Source organism: Streptomyces sp. NPDC051963, from assembly GCF_044593495.1.
GTDB lineage: Bacteria > Actinomycetota > Actinomycetes > Streptomycetales > Streptomycetaceae > Streptomyces.
In genome coordinates this window covers 686,828-705,644 of sequence record NZ_JBIUCC010000004.1, presented here as the reverse complement: position 1 = coordinate 705,644, position 18,817 = coordinate 686,828, and the positions used below count along the sequence as shown (strand labels likewise).

Below are 18,817 nucleotides of genomic sequence, written 5' to 3'. Positions count from 1 at the left end.
CCTCTGGCTTTTCGTCTCACGTCCACTCACTCTGGGTAGTGGATAGTGGAGGTTGGGCGGACGTGCCTGGAGCGCGTCGGACGGACGGGGGCAGCGCATGGACGCTGTGCGGCTCATCGTGACGAACAGGCGTGCGCTCGCAGGGAGCGACGAAGCGGTGCAAACGATGGCGGAGGCGTGGCAGGCGCAGGCCCTGGCCCAGGCGATAGGCAGCCGCCTCGCGGTCTCGGGCCCGCCCGAACTACGGGGCGAGGCACTGGGGTTGACCGAACTGGCGGGCAGGGGCTGCGGCGTCCTGGACCGCCCCGACCTCCCCGACGGCGACCTGCGCGCCGCCCAGCTCACCGAACTGGGCGACGCCCGCCAGGCCCTGATATACCTCGGCGGCCTCCTCGGCGAGGTGGGCATCGCCCTCGTCGGCCTCGCCTCCTCCGCGCACGACGAGTCCACCTACTGGCAGTGCATGGAGGCCATCGACGCCGCCGACGAATCCCGCGACCGCGTCCTGGACATGCTCCGAAAACTGGCGGACAGGGACACGGGCCCGGTGTTACCCGAGCGGGAGGCGGGCTAGCCGCTCAGCGGGTCAGGCGGCGTCGCTGTCCTCGGCCGGCGCCGGCCGAGGACCCCCGGCCGACTGGAGGTCCGCGTCCAGGGCCGACAAGTCCGCGTTCAACGCCGCCATCAGCTCCTCCATCTGCTCCAGCAACCCCTTCGGCTGGGCGGAGCCCCCCGGCATGGACTCTTCGGACATGGCGGCCTCCTCGGCGCGGCGCCCGGCGGTGAGACCGGTGCGGGCGCCGGGCGGTCCGGCTCCGCCCGAGCCAACGATCACCCGGAGGGCGGGTCACCGGCCCGGGCAACCCCTGCACGGGCGGGTTGACGGATTTCACCCGACCGGGGACGGCAGGGACCGGGGGGACCGTTGGGGTTGACCGGTCAGGAACATGCAGGATGGATGCATGGATCTGCGTATCTTCACCGAGCCCCAGCAGGGCGCAAGCTATGACACCCTCCTCGCGGTCGCCAAGGCCACCGAGGATCTCGGATTCGACGCCTTCTTCCGTTCCGACCATTACCTCAAGATGGGCTCCGGCGACGGCCTCCCCGGCCCCACGGACGCCTGGGTCACGCTCGCCGGTCTGGCCCGTGAGACCCGGCGCATCCGGCTCGGCACGCTGATGACCGCCGGCACCTTCCGGCTGCCCGGCGTGCTCGCCATCCAGGTCGCGCAGGTCGACCAGATGTCCGGCGGCCGCGTCGAACTGGGCCTGGGCGCGGGCTGGTTCGAGGAGGAGCACAAGGCGTACGGCATCCCGTTCCCGAAGGAGAAGTTCGGCCGCCTGGAAGAGCAGCTGGAGATCGTCACCGGACTCTGGGCCACGGAAGCCGGCCGGACCTTCGACTTCCACGGCACGTACTACGACCTCACCGACTCGCCCGCCCTCCCCAAGCCCGCCCAGCCGAAGATCCCCGTGCTCATCGGCGGCCACGGCGCCACCCGCACCCCCCGCCTCGCCGCGAAGTACGCCGACGAGTTCAACATGCCCTTCGCCTCGGTCGAGGACAGCGAGCGCCAGTTCGGCCGGGTCCGTGCCGCCGCCGAGCAGGCCGGTCGCAAGGCCGACGACATCACCTACTCGAACGCCCTCGTCGCCTGCGTCGGCAAGGACGACCAGGAGATCGCCCGCCGTGCCGCCGCGATCGGCCGCGAGGTCGACGAGCTGAAGACGAACGGCCTGGCCGGCTCCCCGGACGAGGTCGTCGACAAGATCGGCCGCTACGCCGAGGCCGGCTCCCGGCGCTTCTACCTCCAGATCCTCGACCTCGGCGACCTGGACCACCTGGACCTGATCTCCTCCCAGGTCCAGTCCCAGCTGTCGTAGCCCTGTCGCGGGCCGCCCTCACGGCCGTACGGACGACGGCGAGGGCGGGCTCACGGGCCGGTCGCTCCCCGCGGCCGGCCCGCTCGCCGCATCCTCCCGCTGCCAGGCACCCACGCCGAGCTGCCCGGTCGTACCCAGGTCGAGTTCCGGGACCACCGTCACGGGCGCGGCGCCGGGCTTCGCCCGGATCCGTACGTACGGAGCGTTCACCGGGTCGCCGGCGCCGGTCGTGTTGCGCCACACCAGCCCGGTCCGGGCGCGCTCGCCGGGCCGCAGGACGAGCGCCCGGGGCGGCTCGTCCTGGCCCGTGCCGGAGGCGATCGCGGCGCCGCCACGAAGGATCCGCACACCGTCGACGGGCTCGTGGTCCTCGTCGAGCAGCTGGAGCCGCGGGTAGCCGTCCAGTCGATACGTCGCCCCTGTCCCGCAGTTCTCCAGGTGCAGCCCCACCACCCGCAGCCCCATCGCGGCATCGCCCTCGTCGGCGTACACCCGCACCCCCGACGCCGGGCACGCGCCGCCCTCGGACGGGGCCTCGTCGGCGGGAACACTTCTGACCTTGGAGATCGCCACCTGGTCCGCGCCTCCGTCGCTCCTGGTGAGGGTGCGCCGCACCGTCCGGCCGGCCGGGACCGACGCCACCGTCTCCCGGCCGTTCGCGATCACCGCCCCGGTGTCCGCGCGGTCGTCGAAGGTGATCGTGAACGTGAAGGGTTCGCGCTGCCGGTTCGTGACCTCGTACGCCACGTCCTGGCATCCGGCGCCGGTGGGACCGATGATCCGCACCCCGTCCTGCTCCGCGCCGGAGGGGTCGCCCGGGGCCACCGTCCGACATGCCGAGGCCGAATCGCCGCCGGATGAGCCGGAGTTCTGCGTGCCGCACGCCGTGAGCAGCAGCAGAAGGGCGGCGGACGAGGGCAGGAGGAGGGGGCGCATCCGCCGAGTTGATCAGGGCCGCACCCTGTCGGGCTGTGATGGAAGCCACGCCTCCGGTCACAGGCCTGTCACAGCCCCGCCGAAAATCGCAGGAGTTCGTGTGGAGGTTGTCTGTAGGTTGTCAGGGACCACGCGGGCGAATACCCGCACTTCAGAACCATTCGAGGCCAACCCACGTGTTCCTGACGATCACCACCACAGGCACCCCGGAACGACCCGCCACCGACCTCGGCTTCCTGCTGCACAAGCATCCCGAGAAGGCGCAGGCGTTCTCCACGTCCTACGGCACGGCGCACGTCCTCTACCCCGAGGCGGACGACCGGCGCTGCACGGCGGCGCTGCTGCTGGAGGTCGACGCGGTGGCCTTGGTCCGGCGTGGCAAGGGCAAGGGACGGGGCGGCGCGCCCGACGCGGCGCTCGCGCAGTATGTGAACGACCGCCCGTACGCGGCCTCCTCGCTGCTCGCCGTGGCGCTGAGCGGCGTGTTCTCCAGCGCGATGAAGGGCACCTGCACCGCACGGCCCGAACTGCCGCAGCAGGCACGGCCGTTGCGCATCGAGGTGCCCGCGCTGCCCGCGCGCGGCGGCCCGGATCTCGTACGAAGCCTCTTCGAGCCGCTCGGGTGGACGGTCACCGTCGAACCCGTGGCACTGGACGCCGAGTTCCCGCAGTGGGGCGACTCGCGGTACGTCCGGCTGGTGCTGGAGTCCTCCGGGCTCACCCTCGCCGAGGCCCTGCGGCACCTGTACGTCCTGCTGCCCGTCCTCGACGACGCCAAGCACTACTGGGTGGCGCCCGACGAGGTCGACAAGCTGCTGCGGGCGGGTGAGGGCTGGCTGCCCCGGCACCCGGAGCAGAAGCTCATCACCAGCCGTTATCTGTCACGCCGTTGGTCGCTGACCCGGCAGGCGATGGAGCGGCTGGAGCTGGTGCGGCTGGCCGAGGCGGACGACAGCGAGGTCGAGGAGATCGACAACGCGGTCGAGGCGGAGACCGAGACGGAGGAGCGGCCCACGCCGCTCGCCGTGCAGCGTCGGGACGCCATCCTCGCCGCGCTCGGCACGTCCGGTGCGTCCCGGGTCCTCGATCTGGGCTGTGGACAGGGCCAGTTGGTGCAGGCGCTGCTCAAGGACCCGCGGTTCACCGAGATCGTCGGCGTCGATGTGTCGATGCGGGCGCTCACCATCGCCTCCCGGCGGTTGAAGCTGGACCGCATGGGCGAGCGGCAGGCCTCGCGCGTGCAGCTCTTCCAGGGCTCGCTCGCCTACACCGACAACCGCCTCAAGGGCTACGACGCCGCCGTGCTCAGCGAGGTCGTCGAGCACCTCGACCTGCCGCGGCTGCCCGCCCTGGAATACGCGGTGTTCGGCTCCGCCCGCCCCCGCACGGTCCTCGTGACCACGCCGAACGTCGAGTACAACGTCCGCTGGGAGTCCCTCCCGGCCGGACACGTCCGGCACGGCGACCACCGCTTCGAGTGGACCCGCGAGGAGTTCCGCACCTGGGCCGAAGCGGTCGCCCAACGGCACGGGTACGGCGTGGAGTTCGTACCCGTGGGACCCGACGACCCCGAGGTGGGGCCGCCCACGCAGATGGCCGTGTTCGAGATCAGGACCGAGAACGAGGCGAAGGCAGCATGACGGAAGCAAGCAAGGGACGGGTCCTGCCCGTCACCGACCTCTCCCTGGTCGTCCTCGTCGGCGCCTCCGGCTCGGGCAAGTCCACCTTCGCCCACCGCCACTTCAAGCCGACCGAGGTCATCTCCTCCGACTTCTGCCGCGGCCTGGTCTCCGACGACGAGAACGACCAGTCCGCCACCCGCGACGCCTTCGACGTCCTGCACTACATCGCGGGCAAGCGCCTCGCCGCCGGCCGGCGCACGGTCGTCGACGCGACCAGCGTGCAGTCCGACGCCCGGCGTCAGCTGATCGAGCTGGCCCGGCAGCACGACGTACTGCCCATCGCCATCGTGCTCGACGTCCCCGAGGACGTGTGCGCCGAGCGCAACGCCGTCCGCAGCGACCGCGCCGACATGCCGCGCCGTGTGATCCAGCGGCACACCCGCGAACTCCGCCGTTCGCTGCGGCACTTGGAGCGCGAGGGCTTCCGGAAGGTGCACATCCTCAAGGGCGTGGAGGAGGTCGAGAGCGCCTCGGTCGTCACCGAGAAGCGGTTCAACGACCTGACCCACCTCACCGGCCCCTTCGACATCATCGGCGACATCCACGGCTGCGCCGCCGAACTGGAATTGCTGCTCGGCAAGTTGGGGTACATCGACGGCGTCCACCCCGACGGCCGCACGGCGGTCTACGTCGGCGACCTCGTCGACCGCGGCCCGGACAGCCCGGGCGTGCTGCGCCGCGTGATGAAGATGGTCGGCTCCGGCAACGCGCTGTGCGTGCCGGGCAACCACGAGAACAAGTACGGCCGTCACCTGAAGGGCCGCAAGGTCCAGCACACCCACGGCCTGGCCGAGACGATCGAGCAGATGGAGGGCGAGAGCGAGGAGTTCCGCGCCCAGGTACGACAGTTCATCGACGGGCTCGTCAGCCATTACGTCCTCGACGGCGGCCGGCTGGTCGTCTGCCACGCGGGTCTGCCGGAGAAGTACCACGGCCGCACCTCCGGGCGGGTGCGCTCGCACGCGCTCTACGGCGACACCACCGGGGAGACCGACGAGTTCGGGCTGCCGGTGCGCTACCCGTGGGCCGAGGACTACCGGGGCCGAGCGGCCGTGGTGTACGGCCACACCCCCGTGCCCGAGGCCACATGGCTCAACAACACCATCTGCCTCGACACCGGCGCCGTCTTCGGCGGCAAGCTGACCGCGCTGCGCTGGCCGGAGCGGGAGCTGGTCGACGTACCGGCCGAGCGGGTCTGGTACGAACCGGCCAGGCCGCTGCGGACCGAGGCGCCCGGCGGACACGACGGACGGCCGCTCGACCTCGCCGATGTGCACGGCCGCCGGGTCGTGGAGACACGGCACGCCGGCCGGGTGTCCGTCCGCGAGGAGAACGCGGCCGCGGCCCTGGAGGTCATGAGCCGTTTCGCCGTGGACCCGCGGCTGCTGCCGTATCTGCCGCCGACCATGGCGCCGACGGCGACTTCGCACATCGAGGGCTACTTGGAGCACCCCGCCGAGGCCTTCGCCCAGTACCGGGAGGACGGGGTCGCGCGGGTCGTGTGCGAGGAGAAGCACATGGGTTCGCGCGCGGTGGCGCTGGTGTGCCGGGACGCGGAGGCGGCGCGCAAGCGGTTCGGGGTGGATGGGCCCACGGGGTCCCTCTACACCCGTACCGGCCGTCCGTTCTTCGACGACGCGTCCGTCACGGAGGAGATCCTCGGCCGGCTGCGTACGGCCGTCGGGGCGGCGGGCCTCTGGGACGAGTTCGCTGCATCCAATAGCGCCTCCGGCGCGGGCGACTGGCTGCTGCTCGACGCCGAGTTGATGCCGTGGTCGCTGAAGGCGTCAGGGCTGCTGCGGTCGCAGTACGCGGCCGTGGGTGCCGCGTCCGGGGCGGTGTTCCCGGGCGCGCTCGCCGCGCTGGAGGGTGCGGCGGCGCGGGGCGTGGAGGTGACCGACCTGCTGACGCGGCAGCGCGAACGGGCCGCGGACGCCGCCGCGTTCACGGACTCCTACCGCCGCTACTGCTGGACCACCGACGGCCTGGACGGCGTCCGCCTGGCCCCGTTCCAGATCCTGGCCGTCACCGGCCGCAGCCTCGCCGGCCTGCCGCACGACGAGCAGCTCACCCTGCTCGACCGGCTCGTCGAGCACGACACGACCGGCCTGCTCCAGACCACCCGACGCCTGTACGTCGACACCGCCGACCCCGACTCGGTGCGGGCGGGCGTCGACTGGTGGCTGGAGATGACCGGACGCGGCGGCGAGGGCATGGTCGTCAAGCCGCTCGGTGCCGTGGTCCGCAGTGCGCAGGGCCGACTGGTGCAGCCCGGCATCAAGTGCCGCGGCCGTGAGTACCTGCGGATCATCTACGGCCCCGAGTACACCCGCCCGGAGAACCTCGCCCGCCTCCGCTCCCGCTTCCTGAACCACAAGCGCTCGCTCGCGATCCGCGAGTACGCACTGGGCCTCGAGGCGCTGGACCGGCTGGCGGAGGGCGAGCCGCTGTGGCGGGTGCACGAGGCGGTGTTCGGGGTGCTGGCGCTGGAGTCGGAGCCGGTGGACCCACGGCTGTGACCCGTCCTGTGGGCCCCAGGGCCCACAGGACGCGCACGGCACCCCGGCCCCTCCCGTCCCCGTCCGCGCGGCGACCGGTTCTCGTCAAGGAGACCAAAACAGAAACGGTCGAGCAGGGGGTGAACCCGGTCGCCGATGGTCAGGATGGAGTCATGGGATTCCATGTCAACTCCGAGGCCGGGCGGCTTGGCCGCGTCATCCTGCACCGGCCGGATCTCGAGCTCAAAAGGCTCACCCCCAGTAACAAGGACGCGCTTCTCTTCGACGACCTCCTCTGGGTGCGCCGGGCGCGCGCCGAGCACGACGGGTTCGCCGATGTGCTGCGCGACCGTGGTGTCGCCGTCCATCTCTTCGGCGACCTGCTGACCGAGGCGCTGGCGATCCCGGTGGCCCGTTCGCTCGTCCTGGACCGCGTCTTCGACGAGAAGGAGTACGGGGTGCTCGCCACCGACCACCTCCGGGCCGCCTTCGAGTCCCTGCCGGCCGGCGAGCTCGCCGAACTCCTCGTCGGCGGGATGACCAAACGCGAGTTCCTCGACGTGCACCCGGAGCCGACCTCCGTCCGCTTCCACGTCATGGACCTCGACGACTTCCTCCTCGCCCCCCTCCCCAATCACCTCTTCACCCGCGACACCTCCGCCTGGATCTACGACGGCGTCTCCGTCAACGCGATGAGATGGCCGGCCCGGCAGCGGGAGACCGTGCACTTCGAGGCGATCTACCGGCATCACCCGCTGTTCCGTGACGAAACGTTCCACGTCTGGTCCGAGGGTCAGGCCGACTATCCGTCCACCATCGAGGGCGGCGACGTCCTGGTGATCGGCAACGGCGCCGTTCTCATCGGGATGAGCGAGCGGACGACCCCGCAGGCCGTCGAGATGCTCGCCCACAAGCTCTTCGCCGCCGGGTCGGCCGAGACGATCGTGGCCCTCGACATGCCCAAGCGGCGGGCCTTCATGCACCTCGACACCGTGATGACGATGGTCGACGGCGACACCTTCACCCAGTACGCGGGGCTCGGCATGCTCCGCTCGTACACCATCGAACCGGGCGTCGCCGAGAAGGAGCTGAAGGTCACTGACCATCCCCCGGAGCACATGCACCGTGCGATCGCCGCCGCGCTGGGGCTCAGCGAGATCCGCGTCCTGACCGCGACCCAGGACGTGCACGCGGCCGAGCGCGAGCAGTGGGACGACGGCTGCAACGTCCTCGCCGTCGAGCCCGGCGTCGTCGTCGCCTACGAGCGGAACGCCACCACCAACACGCATCTGCGCAAGCAGGGCATCGAGGTGATCGAGATCCCGGGCAGCGAGCTGGGGCGGGGGAGGGGCGGGCCGCGGTGCATGAGCTGTCCGGTCGAACGTGCGGCCGTGTAGAGCCGCACGAAGTCGAATATGCGGCCGTATAGAAATGCCTACGGTCGTATAGACTTCCAAAGGTTCTTGTTCTCGCACCTCTGGAGCGCCCCCATGGCGACAGTCCCGACCGCCCTCGCCGGCCGCCACTTCCTCAAGGAGCTGGACTTCACCGAGGAGGAGTTCCTCGCTCTGATCGCGCTGTCCGCCGAGCTGAAGGCCGCGAAGAAGGCCGGGACCGAGACACGGCACCTGAGCCGGAAGAACATCGCGCTGATCTTTGAGAAGACCTCGACGCGCACCCGCTGCGCGTTCGAGGTCGCGGCCGCCGACCAGGGCGCCTCGACGACCTACCTCGACCCGTCGGGCTCACAGATGGGCCACAAGGAGTCGGTGAAGGACACCGCGCGGGTGCTCGGCCGGATGTTCGACGCGATCGAGTACCGGGGTGACAGCCAGGCCGCCGTCGAGGAACTCGCGGCGCACGCGGGCGTGCCCGTCTACAACGGGCTCACCGACGACTGGCACCCCACCCAGATGCTCGCCGACGTGCTCACCATGACCGAGCACAGCGCCAAGCCGCTCAAGGAGATCGCCTTCGCCTACCTCGGCGACGCCCGCTTCAACATGGGCAACTCCTACCTGGTCACCGGCGCCCTCCTCGGCATGGACGTGCGCATCGTCGCCCCGGCGTCCTACTGGCCCGCCGAGGAGATCGTCGGCCACGCCCGCAAACTGGCCGAGGCCAGCGGCGCCCGCATCACGCTCACCGAGTCCGTGGACGAGGGCGTCCTGGGCGCAGACTTCGTCGCCACCGACGTCTGGGTCTCCATGGGTGAGCCCAAGGAGGTCTGGGACGAGCGGATCGCCGCGCTCGCGCCGTACGCCGTGACCATGGACGTGCTGCGGGCCACCGGCAACCCGGAGGTCAAGTTCCTGCACTGTCTGCCGGCCTTCCACGACCTCGGCACCAAGGTCGGCCGTGAGATCCACGAGCGGCACGGCCTGGAGTCCCTGGAGGTCACGGACGAGGTCTTCGAGTCGGCGCACTCGGTCGTCTTCGACGAGGCGGAGAACCGGCTGCACACCATCAAGGCGGTGCTGGTGGCGACGCTGGCCTGACCGGGCCGGCCGCGGCCGGGGCTACGCCGGATGCCGCTGAGCGGGAATCACCGGCAGCCGGAACCACACGGCCTTGCCGGAATCGGTGGGGCGGTGACCGCAGGACGAGCTGAGGGCGCGGATGAGGAGCAGGCCGCGGCCGTGCTCCTGCCAGGGGTCGGGCTCCCCGTGGGCCGGACGGGTGAGGTTCCCGGGCGGCGCCGGGTCGGGGTCGTGCACCTCGACCTGGCAGCCGGACGGCAGCAGCTCCACCACGAGCTCTATCGGGCCGTCCCCCGTGGCATGCTCCACGGCGTTGGCGACCAGCTCCGCCGTGAGCAGTTCCGCGGTGTCGCAGTCGGCCCCGTGCTCCAGCTCGGCCAGCGCCGTGCGGACCAGGGCGCGGGCCACGGGCACCGCCGCAGCGGTGTGCGGCAGCGCGATGCGCCAGGAGGCGGAGGCGGGCGAGCGTTCGTACAAGGCGGTTCCGTTCATGAGCAGGCTGTCCTGCTTTCAACCATATGAATGGTACGGCGCCCTCCGGCAGGGCCGCTCGACGGGCGCCGTTCGGGACCTTCGGCCCCGGTATCGGGCGGCTTACCCGTCCCAACGGTCCGTCTAGCGCGACTGCTCCCGTCGTTACCGCGTTATTGACGTTCCGTACCGTTCCGTGACGGCTGTGACAGAGACCGGTTACCCGTAACAGCTAATGCGCCGGCCGCCTCTATCGCGCCCTCATGACGACAGTCACATAAGGGTGATAACTTCGAAGGGCAGCGCCCCGTGAGGCAACGTCGCCCGAGGAGGCCCCACGTCATGAGTCCCTTCACCGGCTCGGCCGCCCGTACCTCCGACTGGCGGCACCTGCGCGTCGAGCTCACCGACGGCGTCGCCACCGTCACCCTCGCCCGCCCCGAGAAACTCAACGCGCTCACCTTCGGCGCCTACGCCGACCTGCGCGACCTGCTCGCCGAGCTGTCCCGGGAGCGGACGGTCCGCGCCCTGGTGCTGACCGGCGAGGGGCGCGGTTTCTGCTCCGGCGGCGACGTGGACGAGATCATCGGCGCGACCCTCTCCATGGACACCGCCCAGCTCCTCGACTTCAACCGGATGACCGGCCAGGTGGTCCGGGCCGTACGCGAATGCCCGTTCCCGGTGATCGCCGCGGTGCACGGCGTGGCAGCGGGCGCGGGCGCCGTCCTCGCCCTGGCCGCCGACTTCCGCATCGCCGACCCCACCGCCCGCTTCGCCTTCCTGTTCACCAGGGTCGGCCTGTCGGGCGGCGACATGGGCGCGGCCTACCTACTGCCCCGCGTCGTCGGCCTCGGCCACGCGACCCGCCTGCTGATGCTGGGCGAACCGGTACGGGCCCCCGAGGCCGAGCGCATCGGCCTGATCAGCGAACTGACGGACGAGGGCCAGGCAGACGAGGCCGCGGGGGCGCTGGCCCGCCGCCTGGCCGAGGGCCCGGCTCTGGCCTACGCCCAGACGAAGGCGTTGCTGACAGCGGAACTGGACATGCCACTGGCGGCGGCGATCGAGCTGGACGCCTCAACCCAGGCGTTGCTGATGAACGGCGAGGACTACGCAGAGTTCCACACGGCATTCAAGGAGAAGCGCCCTCCGAAATGGCAGGGGAGGTAGCGATGTTCTCGACCGAGGGGACTGTGCCAACCCAAGGGGCGCGGGGAACTGCGCGACCAGCCACGACGAGCCCGCAGCCGCCAGACATGTCCGGCCACCCCCTACAGGTGGCGATCATCGGCGGCGGCCCCGGAGGACTCTACGCAGCCGCGCTGCTGAAACGCCTCGACCCGAACCGGGAAATCACCGTCTGGGAACGCAACGCCCCCGACGACACCTTCGGCTTCGGCGTCGTCCTCTCCGACGAAACCCTGGGCGGCATCGAACACGCCGACCCGGTGGTCTACGAGGCCCTGCAAAAGCACTTCATCCGCTGGGACGACATCGACATCGCCCACCGAGGCACCCGCCACACCTCCTCAGGACACGGCTTCGCGGCCCTGGAACGCAAACGCCTCCTCGAAATCCTCCACGACCGCTGCCGCGCCCTCGGCATCGACCTCCGCTTCCGCACAGAAGCCCCCTACCCGGCCTGGCTGGCGGAGACATACGACCTCGTCGTCGCCGCCGACGGTGTGAACAGCACCACCCGCGAGTGCTACGCCCATGTGTTCCGCCCCCATGTGGCCACACACCACTGCCGCTACATCTGGCTGGCCGCCGACTTCGCCTTCGACGCCTTCCGCTTCGAGATCGCGGAGACCGAACACGGCGTGATGCAACTGCACGGCTACCCCTACGCCCCCGACGCCTCCACGGTGATCGTCGAAATGCGTGAGGAGGTGTGGCAGTCGGCCGGGTTCGCGGAGCTCGACCCGCAGGAGTCCGTCGAGCGCTGCGCCAAGATCTTCGCGGACGCGCTGGGCGGCCGGCCGTTGAGGTCCAACAAGTCGGCGTGGACCACGTTCCGTACGGTGGTCAACGAACGCTGGTCGCACGGGAACGTGGTGCTGCTGGGCGACGCCGCCCACACCGCCCACTTCTCCATCGGCTCCGGCACGAAGCTCGCCGTCGAGGACGCACTGGCGCTGGCCGCCTGTCTGGAGGAACAGCCCTCGATCGAGGGCGCGTTGGAGGCCTACGAACAGGAGCGGCGCCCCGTCGTCGCCTCCACGCAGCGCGCCGCCCGCGCCAGCCTGGCGTGGTTCGAGAACATCGCCCTCTACCTCGACCAGCCGCCCCGCCAGTTCGCCTTCAACCTCCTCACCCGCAGCCGCCGCGTCACCCACGACAACCTGCGGCTGCGCGACGCCCACTTCACCGAGTCCGTGGAGCGCGCATTCGGCTGCCCACCCGGTACGCCCCCGATGTTCACGCCGTTCCGGCTGCGCGGTCTGACCCTGCGCAACCGGGTCGTGGTGTCACCGATGGACATGTACTCGGCCGTCGACGGCGACCCCGGCGACTTCCACCTCGTCCACCTGGGCGCACGGGCGCTGGGCGGCGCCGGTCTGGTGATGACCGAGATGGTGTGCGTGAGCCCCGAGGGCCGGATCACCCCGGGCTGCACCGGCCTCTACACCGGCAGACAGGCGGAGGCCTGGAAACGGATCACCGACTTCGTGCACGCCCAGGCACCCGGCACCGCGATCGGCGTTCAGCTCGGCCACTCTGGCCGCAAGGGCTCGACCAAGCTGATGTGGGAGGGCATGGACGAGCCGTTGGAGGACGGCAACTGGCCGCTCGTGGCTGCCTCCTCGCTCCCGTACAAACCGGAGAGCCAGACCCCCCGCGAACTGACCCGCGCCCAACTCACCGACATCCGCGAACAGTTCTCGGCCGCCGCCCGGCGCGCGGTCCGAGCCGGCTTCGACCTCCTCGAACTCCACTGCGCCCACGGCTACCTGCTCTCCGGCTTCCTCTCCCCGTTGACCAATCTCCGCACCGACGCCTACGGCGGCACGCTCGCCGAGCGGCTCCGCTTCCCGCTCGAGGTCTTCGACGCCGTACGTGAAGTGTGGCCGGAGGACCGGCCCATGACCGTCAGGATCTCCGCCACCGACTGGGCCGAGGGCGGCACCACGGGCGAGGAGGCGGTGGAGATCGCCCGCGCCTTCGCCGCGCACGGCGCCGACGCGATCGACGTGTCCACCGGGCAGGTCGTCGCCGAGGAGCGGCCGGAGTTCGGGCGGTCGTACCATACGCCGTACGCCGACCGAATCCGCCATGAGACCGGCATCCCGGTGATCGCCGTCGGAGCCATCTCGTCCTGGGACGACGTCAACTCGCTGATCCTGGCCGGGCGCACGGACCTGTGCGCGCTGGCCCGCCCGCACCTCTACGACCCGCACTGGACGCTGCACGCGGCGGCCGAGCAGGGCTACGACGGGCCGGGCGTCGGCTGGCCGGCGGCGTACCGGGCGGGCAGCCGACGCCCGCAGACCGGACGCACGGACGCCCCCAAGCCCCGGCTGACGCTGGGGACTTGAGGGCGCTCGCCTGGTACTGGGTTACAGCGTGGCCATTCCCGCGGTCAGCGTCGCGCCGTCCGCCGGGTCGATCAGGATGAACGCGCCTGTGCGCCGCGACACCGCGTAGTCGTCGAGCGCCAGCGGCTCGGCGGTGCGCAGGGTGATGCGGCCCAGGTCGTTCGCGGTCAGCTCGGTCGCGCCCGCCAGGTCCTGCACGCGGGCCTTCACGGTGCGGGTGGTGTGCCTGACCAGGACACGGTCGCCGACCCGCAGGGGGCGGTCGGCCAGGTGGCAGACGGCGGCCCGCACTTCCTGCGTGAGCGTCGGCGCGTCGACGCCCGCGGTGATCATGTCGCCTCGGGAGACGTCCCGTTCGTCGGCCAGCCGGATGCCGATGGACTGCGGCGCATGCGCCACGTCGGCCTCGGTGCCGAGCACGTCGATGGCGGTGATCTCGGAGGTCTCGCCGGACGGGTGGACGGTGACGCGGTCGCCGACATTCAGTGAGCCCGACACCAACTGCCCGGCGTAGTGACGGACTTCACCGTCCCGGATGACGTACTGGACGGGGAAGCGGGCCGGGGCTTCCGCGGGGCCGCTGCCGACGGGCACGTTCTCCAGGAACTCCAGCAGGGCCGGACCCTCGTACCAGTCCATGTGAGTCGAGCGGTCCACGACGTTGTCGCCGACGAGCGCCGAAACCGGTATCGGCGTGAAACCGGGCAGGTCCAGCTCGGCCGCATGGCCCGCGAAGTCCTCGACGATGCGCTCGAAGTCCTTCTCCTCGTACCCGACGAGGTCCATCTTGTTGACGGCGAGGACCACGTGCGGGACGCGGAGCAGGGCGGCCACGGCGGCGTGGCGGCGGGTCTGTTCGACGACGCCGTTGCGGGCGTCGATCAGGATGATGGCCAGTTCGGCGGTGGAGGCGCCGGTGACCATGTTGCGGGTGTACTGCACGTGGCCGGGGGTGTCGGCGAGGATGAACCGGCGCTTGGGGGTGGCGAAGTAGCGGTAGGCCACGTCGATGGTGATGCCCTGTTCGCGTTCGGCGCGCAGGCCGTCGGTGAGCAGGGCGAGGTCGGGGGCCTCCTGACCGCGGTTGCGGGAGGCGTGTTCGACGGCCTCCAGCTGATCGGTGAGGATCGACTTGGAGTCGTGCAGCAGCCGTCCGACGAGGGTGGACTTGCCGTCGTCGACCGACCCGGCCGTCGCGAAGCGGAGGGTGTCGATGGTCGTGCTCATGGTTAGAAGTACCCCTCGCGCTTACGGTCTTCCATCGCGGCCTCGGACATCTTGTCGTCGGCGCGGGTGGCGCCGCGCTCGGTGAGCCGGGAGGCGGCGATCTCGGCGATGACCTTCTCGATGGTGTCGGCGTCGGAGTCGACGGCGCCGGTGCAGGACATGTCGCCGACGGTGCGGTAACGGACCTGCCGCTTCTCGACCGTCTCGGTCTTCTTCGGCCCGCCCCACTCGCCGGCGGTCAGCCACATTCCGGCCCGCCGGAACACCTCACGGTGATGCGCGAAGTAGATCTCCGGCAGTTCGATCTCCTCGCGGGCGATGTACTGCCACACGTCCAGCTCGGTCCAGTTGGACAGCGGGAACACGCGGACGTGTTCACCGGGCGCGTGCCGGCCGTTGTAGAGGTTCCACAGCTCGGGGCGCTGGCGGCGCGGGTCCCACTGGGAGAACTCGTCGCGCAGGGAGAACACCCGCTCCTTGGCGCGGGCCTTCTCCTCGTCCCGGCGTCCGCCGCCGAAGACCGCGTCGAAGCGCTCGGCCTGGATCTTCTCGGTCAGCGGCAGGGTCTGCAGCGGGTTGCGGGTCCCGTCGGGACGTTCGCGGAGCACACCGCGGTCGATGTAGTCCTGTACGGAGGCCACATGGAGGCGCAGCCCATGTGCGGCCACCACACGGTCGCGGTACTCCAGTACCTCGGGGAAGTTGTGCCCGGTGTCCACGTGCAGCAGGGAGAAGGGGATCGCCGCGGGGGCGAAGGCCTTCAGCGCCAGGTGGAGCATGACGATGGAGTCCTTGCCGCCGGAGAAGAGGATCACCGGCCGCTCGAACTCACCCGCCACCTCACGGAAGATGTGCACCGCCTCGGACTCCAGCGCGTCCAGATGGGAGAGGCTGAACCCGGTCACACCAGCCCCCGCTCCGCCAGCACCGCGTACACCGCGTTCGCCGACTCCTCGGGCGACTGGTCCTGCGTCGGGAGCACCAACGCCGCGTCCGTCGGCGGCTCGTACGGGTCGTCGACGCCGGTCAGACCCGACAGCTCGCCCGCGGCCTGCCTGGCGTACAGACCCTTCACGTCCCGCTCGCTGCACACCTCGACCGGCGTGGCCACATGCACCTCGATGTACGGGGTGTCGCTGGCGTCGTGCCGCTTGCGCACGGCCTCGCGGCTGTCGGCGTACGGCGCGATCACGGGGACGACCGAGAGCACGCCGTTGCGGGCGAGGACCTCGGAGACGAGTCCGATGCGCTGCACGTTCGTGTTGCGGTCCGCACGGGAGAAGCCGAGGCCGGCGGAGAGGAAACGCCGTATCTCGTCGCCGTCGAGGACTTCCACGCGATGTCCCTCGGCCTTCAGCCGCTCACCGAGGTGTCGGGCGATCGTCGTCTTACCCGCGCTCGGCAACCCGGTGAGCCAGACGGTGGCTCCCTGAGCCCTTGCCGTGGTGGTCATGCGTCAGAATCCTCTTTCCTTACCCGGCGTGCTGAGTGGACGCTAGGTAAGAACTTTGAGAAGAGCGATAGAACAACCTAAGGGTTCCATTAGTGACGCATGATGTGGGTGGGATCACACAATTCGTGGGTGAGGTCACACGCCCGCGAAGACGGCCCCGGCGTCCCGCAGTCGCTCGTGCAGTCCCCGGAACACCTCCGCCGAGCGGGCGCCCGGCCAGTCCGCGGGGAGCAGGTGCGCGGGCAGTCCGGGGTCGGCGTAGGGCAGGTGCCGCCAGGAGTCCAGGGCGAGCAGATAGTCGCGGTAGGCCTCCTCGGGCGGGGTGTCGGCCGCCGCGCGCCCTTGCCAGTCCTGCAGCACGCGCGCGTGGCGGTCGAGGAACGCCTCGTGCTCCTTGGCGATGGCGGCCAGGTCCCACCAGCGGGCGACCGCCTCCACGGTCGGCGCGTAGCCGAGGTGGTCGCCGCGGAAGAAGTCGACGTACGGGTCGAGCCGCAGCCGTTGGAGGGTGTGCCGTGCCTCCTCGTACAGCCGGGCCGGGGCGATCCACACCCCCGGGGCCGCGGTGCCGAAGCCGAGACCGGCCAGCCGTGAGCGCAGCACATGCCGCTTCTGCCGCTCCGACTCCGGCACCGAGAACACGGCGAGCACCCAGCCCGCGTCCTCGGGGGGCGTGCCGGCGTAGATGCGCCGGTCGCCGTCGTCGAGCAACTGGCGGGCGTCCGGCGACAGTTCGTAACCGGCCGCGCCCTGCGCCGTACGGGCCGGGGTCAGCAGCCCGCGCCGTTTGAGCCGTGACACCGACGAGCGTACGGAAGGCGCGTCCACGCCCACCGCGGCGAGCAGCCGGATCAGCTCGGCGACGGGCATCGGGCCGGACAGGAAGCGGCCGTACGCGCCGTAGAGCGTGACGATCAGGGACCGTGGAGCATGCTGGTCGGACACGTTGATCATCTTAGGTCGTCGGCATCACTGCTGGTCACCTTCGGTGCGCGGCTCCAAGGGCCGGTCACCTTCGGTGCGCAGCCGGAACCGTTGGAGTTTGCCGGTCGCCGTGCGCGGCAGCGCGTCCAGGAAGACGATCTCGCGCGGGCACTTGTAGGGCGCGAGTTCCGCCTTCAGGAACGTGCGCAGCGCCTCGGCGTCCCGTCGCGCGCCCTCCCTGAGCACGGCGTATGCCACCACGACCTGTCCGCGCGCCTCGTCCGACCGCCCCACCACGGCGACCTCGCGCACATCCGGGTGCCGCAGCAACGCGTCCTCCACCTCGGGTCCCGCGATGTTGTACCCGGCCGAGATGATCATGTCGTCCGCGCGGGCGACATAGCGGAAGTAGCCGTCAACCTCGCGCACGTAGGTGTCACCCGTGACGTTCCAGCCGCCGCGCACGTACTCCCGCTGCCGCGGGTCGGCGAGATACCGGCAGCCGATCGGCCCGCGCACGGCGAGCAGCCCCGGCTCGCCGTCGGGCTGCTCGGTGCCCTGCTCGTCGACCACGCGCGCGTGCCACCCCGGTACGGGAACTCCGGTCGTCCCGGGCCTGATGTGCTCGTCGGCCGCCGAGATGAAGATGTGCAGCAGTTCGGTGGCGCCGATGCCGTTGATGATGCGCAGCCCGGTGCGCTCGTGCCAGGCCCGCCAGGTGGCGGCGGGCAGGTTCTCGCCGGCGGAGACACAGCGGCGCAGCGACGAGATGTCGCAGGAGTCGAGCTCGTCGAGCATCGCGCGGTACGCCGTCGGCGCGGTGAACAGCACCGAGACCCGGTGTTCGGCGATCGCGGGCAACAGCTGCTTGGGGCCCGCCTGTTCGAGCAGCAGCGCACTCGCGCCGGCCCGCATCGGGAAGATCACCAGTCCGCCCAGTCCGAAGGTGAAGCCGAGCGGGGGACTGCCCGCGAAGACATCCTCCACATGTGGTTGCAGCACATGCTTCGAGAAGGTGTCCGCTATCGCGAGCACATCCCGGTGGAAGTGCATGCACCCCTTCGGTCGGCCGGTGGTGCCGGAGGTGAAGGCGATCAGCGCGACGTCGTCGGCAGCGGTGTCCACGGCTGGGTACGGCGTGTCGGGCGCTGTGCGGTGCAGCAGGTCGTCCGGGGCGTCACCGCCGTACGTCGCGATCCGCAGCCCCGGTATCTCGGCCTTGGCGAGGTCGTCGACGGCCCGGATGTCGCACAGCGCGTGGCGTACCTCGGCGATGTCGCAGATGGTCCTCAGCTCGTGCGGGCGCTGCTGCGCCAGCACGGTCACAGCCACTGCGCCGGCCTTCAGCACCGCCAGCCAGCAGGCGGCCAGCCAGGGGGTGGTGGGGCCGCGCAGCAGGACACGGTTGCCGGGGACGACGCCCAGGTCGTCGGTGAGCAAGTGCGCGAGCCGGTCGACGCGGGCGCGCAGTGTGCCGTACGACCATGTGCCGCCGGTGGGCGTGTGGAACACCGGACGGTCTTCGTCCGGCCCAGCGAGCAGTTCGGCGGCGCAGTTCAGCCGATCGGGGTAACGCAGCTCCGGCAGATCGAAGCGGAGCTCGGGCCACTGCTCGGGCGGCGGGAGATGGTCGCGTGCGAACGAGTCGACGTGGGCCGAGGTCGTCGGCCGTGCGATGGCGTCGGCGTCCGGGTTGTCCATGGCGGTTCGCCCCCTTGCCG

The 18,817-nt window shown here is 70.9% G+C and carries 16 protein-coding genes; 8 read left to right on the top strand and 8 right to left on the bottom strand.

The window, feature by feature from the left end; all coding sequences use genetic code 11:
* The first annotated feature begins 97 nt into the window (after positions 1-97).
* Positions 98-574, top strand: coding sequence for a DUF6099 family protein (locus tag ACIHFB_RS19790; protein WP_365287741.1), 477 nt, complete (start codon positions 98-100; stop codon positions 572-574).
* Positions 575-586: 12 nt separating this feature from the next.
* Here the strand turns inward: ACIHFB_RS19790 and ACIHFB_RS19785 are convergent, their stop codons facing one another.
* Positions 587-754 carry a hypothetical protein gene (locus ACIHFB_RS19785; protein ID WP_365287743.1) on the bottom strand — a complete coding sequence of 56 codons (168 nt, stop codon included), beginning with the start codon at positions 752-754 and terminating at the stop codon, positions 587-589.
* A gap of 208 nt (positions 755-962) precedes the next feature.
* Between ACIHFB_RS19785 and ACIHFB_RS19780 the strand changes: the two genes are divergently transcribed.
* Positions 963-1,886 carry an LLM class F420-dependent oxidoreductase gene (locus ACIHFB_RS19780; RefSeq protein WP_365287745.1) on the top strand — a complete coding sequence of 308 codons (924 nt, stop codon included), beginning with the start codon at positions 963-965 and terminating at the stop codon, positions 1,884-1,886.
* 18 nt (positions 1,887-1,904) lie between these two features.
* Here ACIHFB_RS19780 and ACIHFB_RS19775 read toward each other — a convergent pair whose 3' ends face one another.
* Positions 1,905-2,822: a DUF4232 domain-containing protein gene (locus ACIHFB_RS19775; RefSeq protein WP_400127479.1), complete on the bottom strand. Its 918-nt coding sequence runs from the start codon at positions 2,820-2,822 to the stop codon at positions 1,905-1,907.
* Positions 2,823-2,998: 176 nt separating this feature from the next.
* On the opposite strand from ACIHFB_RS19775, the gene ACIHFB_RS19770 reads away from it, so the two are divergent.
* From ACIHFB_RS19770 to argF, 4 genes are all read left to right on the top strand, one after another.
* Complete coding sequence (locus ACIHFB_RS19770) at positions 2,999-4,462, top strand: 3' terminal RNA ribose 2'-O-methyltransferase Hen1 (protein WP_400127478.1); 1,464 nt, start codon at positions 2,999-3,001, stop codon at positions 4,460-4,462.
* Entirely contained in the window at positions 4,459-7,023 is a 2,565-nt protein-coding gene (locus tag ACIHFB_RS19765; RefSeq protein WP_400127477.1) for a polynucleotide kinase-phosphatase, read from the top strand. Before ACIHFB_RS19770 ends, ACIHFB_RS19765 begins: the two co-directional genes overlap by 4 nt.
* 152 nt (positions 7,024-7,175) lie before the next feature.
* The gene (locus tag ACIHFB_RS19760) at positions 7,176-8,399 is read left to right on the top strand and encodes an arginine deiminase (RefSeq protein ID WP_365287753.1); all 1,224 of its coding nucleotides are present in this window, start codon (positions 7,176-7,178) and stop codon (positions 8,397-8,399) included.
* Positions 8,400-8,492: 93 nt separating this feature from the next.
* Positions 8,493-9,500: an ornithine carbamoyltransferase gene (argF, locus tag ACIHFB_RS19755; RefSeq protein WP_400127476.1), complete on the top strand. Its 1,008-nt coding sequence runs from the start codon at positions 8,493-8,495 to the stop codon at positions 9,498-9,500.
* 21 nt (positions 9,501-9,521) lie between these two features.
* Here argF and ACIHFB_RS19750 read toward each other — a convergent pair whose 3' ends face one another.
* The gene (locus ACIHFB_RS19750) at positions 9,522-9,974 is read right to left on the bottom strand and encodes an ATP-binding protein (RefSeq protein WP_365287757.1); all 453 of its coding nucleotides are present in this window, start codon (positions 9,972-9,974) and stop codon (positions 9,522-9,524) included.
* Positions 9,975-10,295: 321 nt separating this feature from the next.
* Here ACIHFB_RS19750 and ACIHFB_RS19745 point away from each other — a divergent pair, with 321 nt between their 5' ends.
* Positions 10,296-11,123 carry an enoyl-CoA hydratase family protein gene (locus tag ACIHFB_RS19745; RefSeq protein ID WP_365287759.1) on the top strand — a complete coding sequence of 276 codons (828 nt, stop codon included), beginning with the start codon at positions 10,296-10,298 and terminating at the stop codon, positions 11,121-11,123.
* Positions 11,124-11,125: 2 nt separating this feature from the next.
* Positions 11,126-13,492 carry a bifunctional salicylyl-CoA 5-hydroxylase/oxidoreductase gene (locus ACIHFB_RS19740; protein ID WP_400127562.1) on the top strand — a complete coding sequence of 789 codons (2,367 nt, stop codon included), beginning with the start codon at positions 11,126-11,128 and terminating at the stop codon, positions 13,490-13,492.
* 21 nt (positions 13,493-13,513) lie between these two features.
* Here the strand turns inward: ACIHFB_RS19740 and ACIHFB_RS19735 are convergent, their stop codons facing one another.
* The 5 genes from ACIHFB_RS19735 to ACIHFB_RS19715 form a co-directional block, all read right to left on the bottom strand.
* The gene (locus ACIHFB_RS19735; RefSeq protein ID WP_365287761.1) at positions 13,514-14,719 is read right to left on the bottom strand and encodes a GTP-binding protein; all 1,206 of its coding nucleotides are present in this window, start codon (positions 14,717-14,719) and stop codon (positions 13,514-13,516) included.
* Between the two features lie 2 nt (positions 14,720-14,721).
* Entirely contained in the window at positions 14,722-15,624 is a 903-nt protein-coding gene (gene cysD, locus ACIHFB_RS19730; RefSeq protein WP_365287763.1) for a sulfate adenylyltransferase subunit CysD, read from the bottom strand.
* The gene (cysC, locus tag ACIHFB_RS19725) at positions 15,621-16,172 is read right to left on the bottom strand and encodes an adenylyl-sulfate kinase (RefSeq protein ID WP_365287765.1); all 552 of its coding nucleotides are present in this window, start codon (positions 16,170-16,172) and stop codon (positions 15,621-15,623) included. Before cysC ends, cysD begins: the two co-directional genes overlap by 4 nt.
* A 135-nt stretch (positions 16,173-16,307) precedes the next feature.
* Positions 16,308-17,126, bottom strand: coding sequence for a PaaX family transcriptional regulator C-terminal domain-containing protein (locus ACIHFB_RS19720; RefSeq protein ID WP_365287767.1), 819 nt, complete (start codon positions 17,124-17,126; stop codon positions 16,308-16,310).
* A gap of 15 nt (positions 17,127-17,141) precedes the next feature.
* Positions 17,142-18,797: an AMP-binding protein gene (locus ACIHFB_RS19715; protein ID WP_400127475.1), complete on the bottom strand. Its 1,656-nt coding sequence runs from the start codon at positions 18,795-18,797 to the stop codon at positions 17,142-17,144.
* Positions 18,798-18,817 lie beyond the last annotated feature (20 nt).

Coding starts and splice junctions, on each gene's coding strand:
- ACIHFB_RS19760 (WP_365287753.1), top strand. CDS start 7,176: ATGGGATTCCATGTCAACTCCGAGGCCGGGCGGCTTGGCCGCGTCATC.
- ACIHFB_RS19745 (WP_365287759.1), top strand. CDS start 10,296: ATGAGTCCCTTCACCGGCTCGGCCGCCCGTACCTCCGACTGGCGGCAC.
- cysC (WP_365287765.1), bottom strand. CDS start 16,172: ATGACCACCACGGCAAGGGCTCAGGGAGCCACCGTCTGGCTCACCGGG.
- ACIHFB_RS19735 (WP_365287761.1), bottom strand. CDS start 14,719: ATGAGCACGACCATCGACACCCTCCGCTTCGCGACGGCCGGGTCGGTC.
- ACIHFB_RS19750 (WP_365287757.1), bottom strand. CDS start 9,974: ATGAACGGAACCGCCTTGTACGAACGCTCGCCCGCCTCCGCCTCCTGG.
- ACIHFB_RS19715 (WP_400127475.1), bottom strand. CDS start 18,797: ATGGACAACCCGGACGCCGACGCCATCGCACGGCCGACGACCTCGGCC.
- ACIHFB_RS19785 (WP_365287743.1), bottom strand. CDS start 754: ATGTCCGAAGAGTCCATGCCGGGGGGCTCCGCCCAGCCGAAGGGGTTG.
- ACIHFB_RS19790 (WP_365287741.1), top strand. CDS start 98: ATGGACGCTGTGCGGCTCATCGTGACGAACAGGCGTGCGCTCGCAGGG.
- ACIHFB_RS19765 (WP_400127477.1), top strand. CDS start 4,459: ATGACGGAAGCAAGCAAGGGACGGGTCCTGCCCGTCACCGACCTCTCC.
- argF (WP_400127476.1), top strand. CDS start 8,493: ATGGCGACAGTCCCGACCGCCCTCGCCGGCCGCCACTTCCTCAAGGAG.
- ACIHFB_RS19720 (WP_365287767.1), bottom strand. CDS start 17,126: ATGATCAACGTGTCCGACCAGCATGCTCCACGGTCCCTGATCGTCACG.
- ACIHFB_RS19780 (WP_365287745.1), top strand. CDS start 963: ATGGATCTGCGTATCTTCACCGAGCCCCAGCAGGGCGCAAGCTATGAC.
- ACIHFB_RS19775 (WP_400127479.1), bottom strand. CDS start 2,822: ATGCGCCCCCTCCTCCTGCCCTCGTCCGCCGCCCTTCTGCTGCTGCTC.
- ACIHFB_RS19740 (WP_400127562.1), top strand. CDS start 11,126: ATGTTCTCGACCGAGGGGACTGTGCCAACCCAAGGGGCGCGGGGAACT.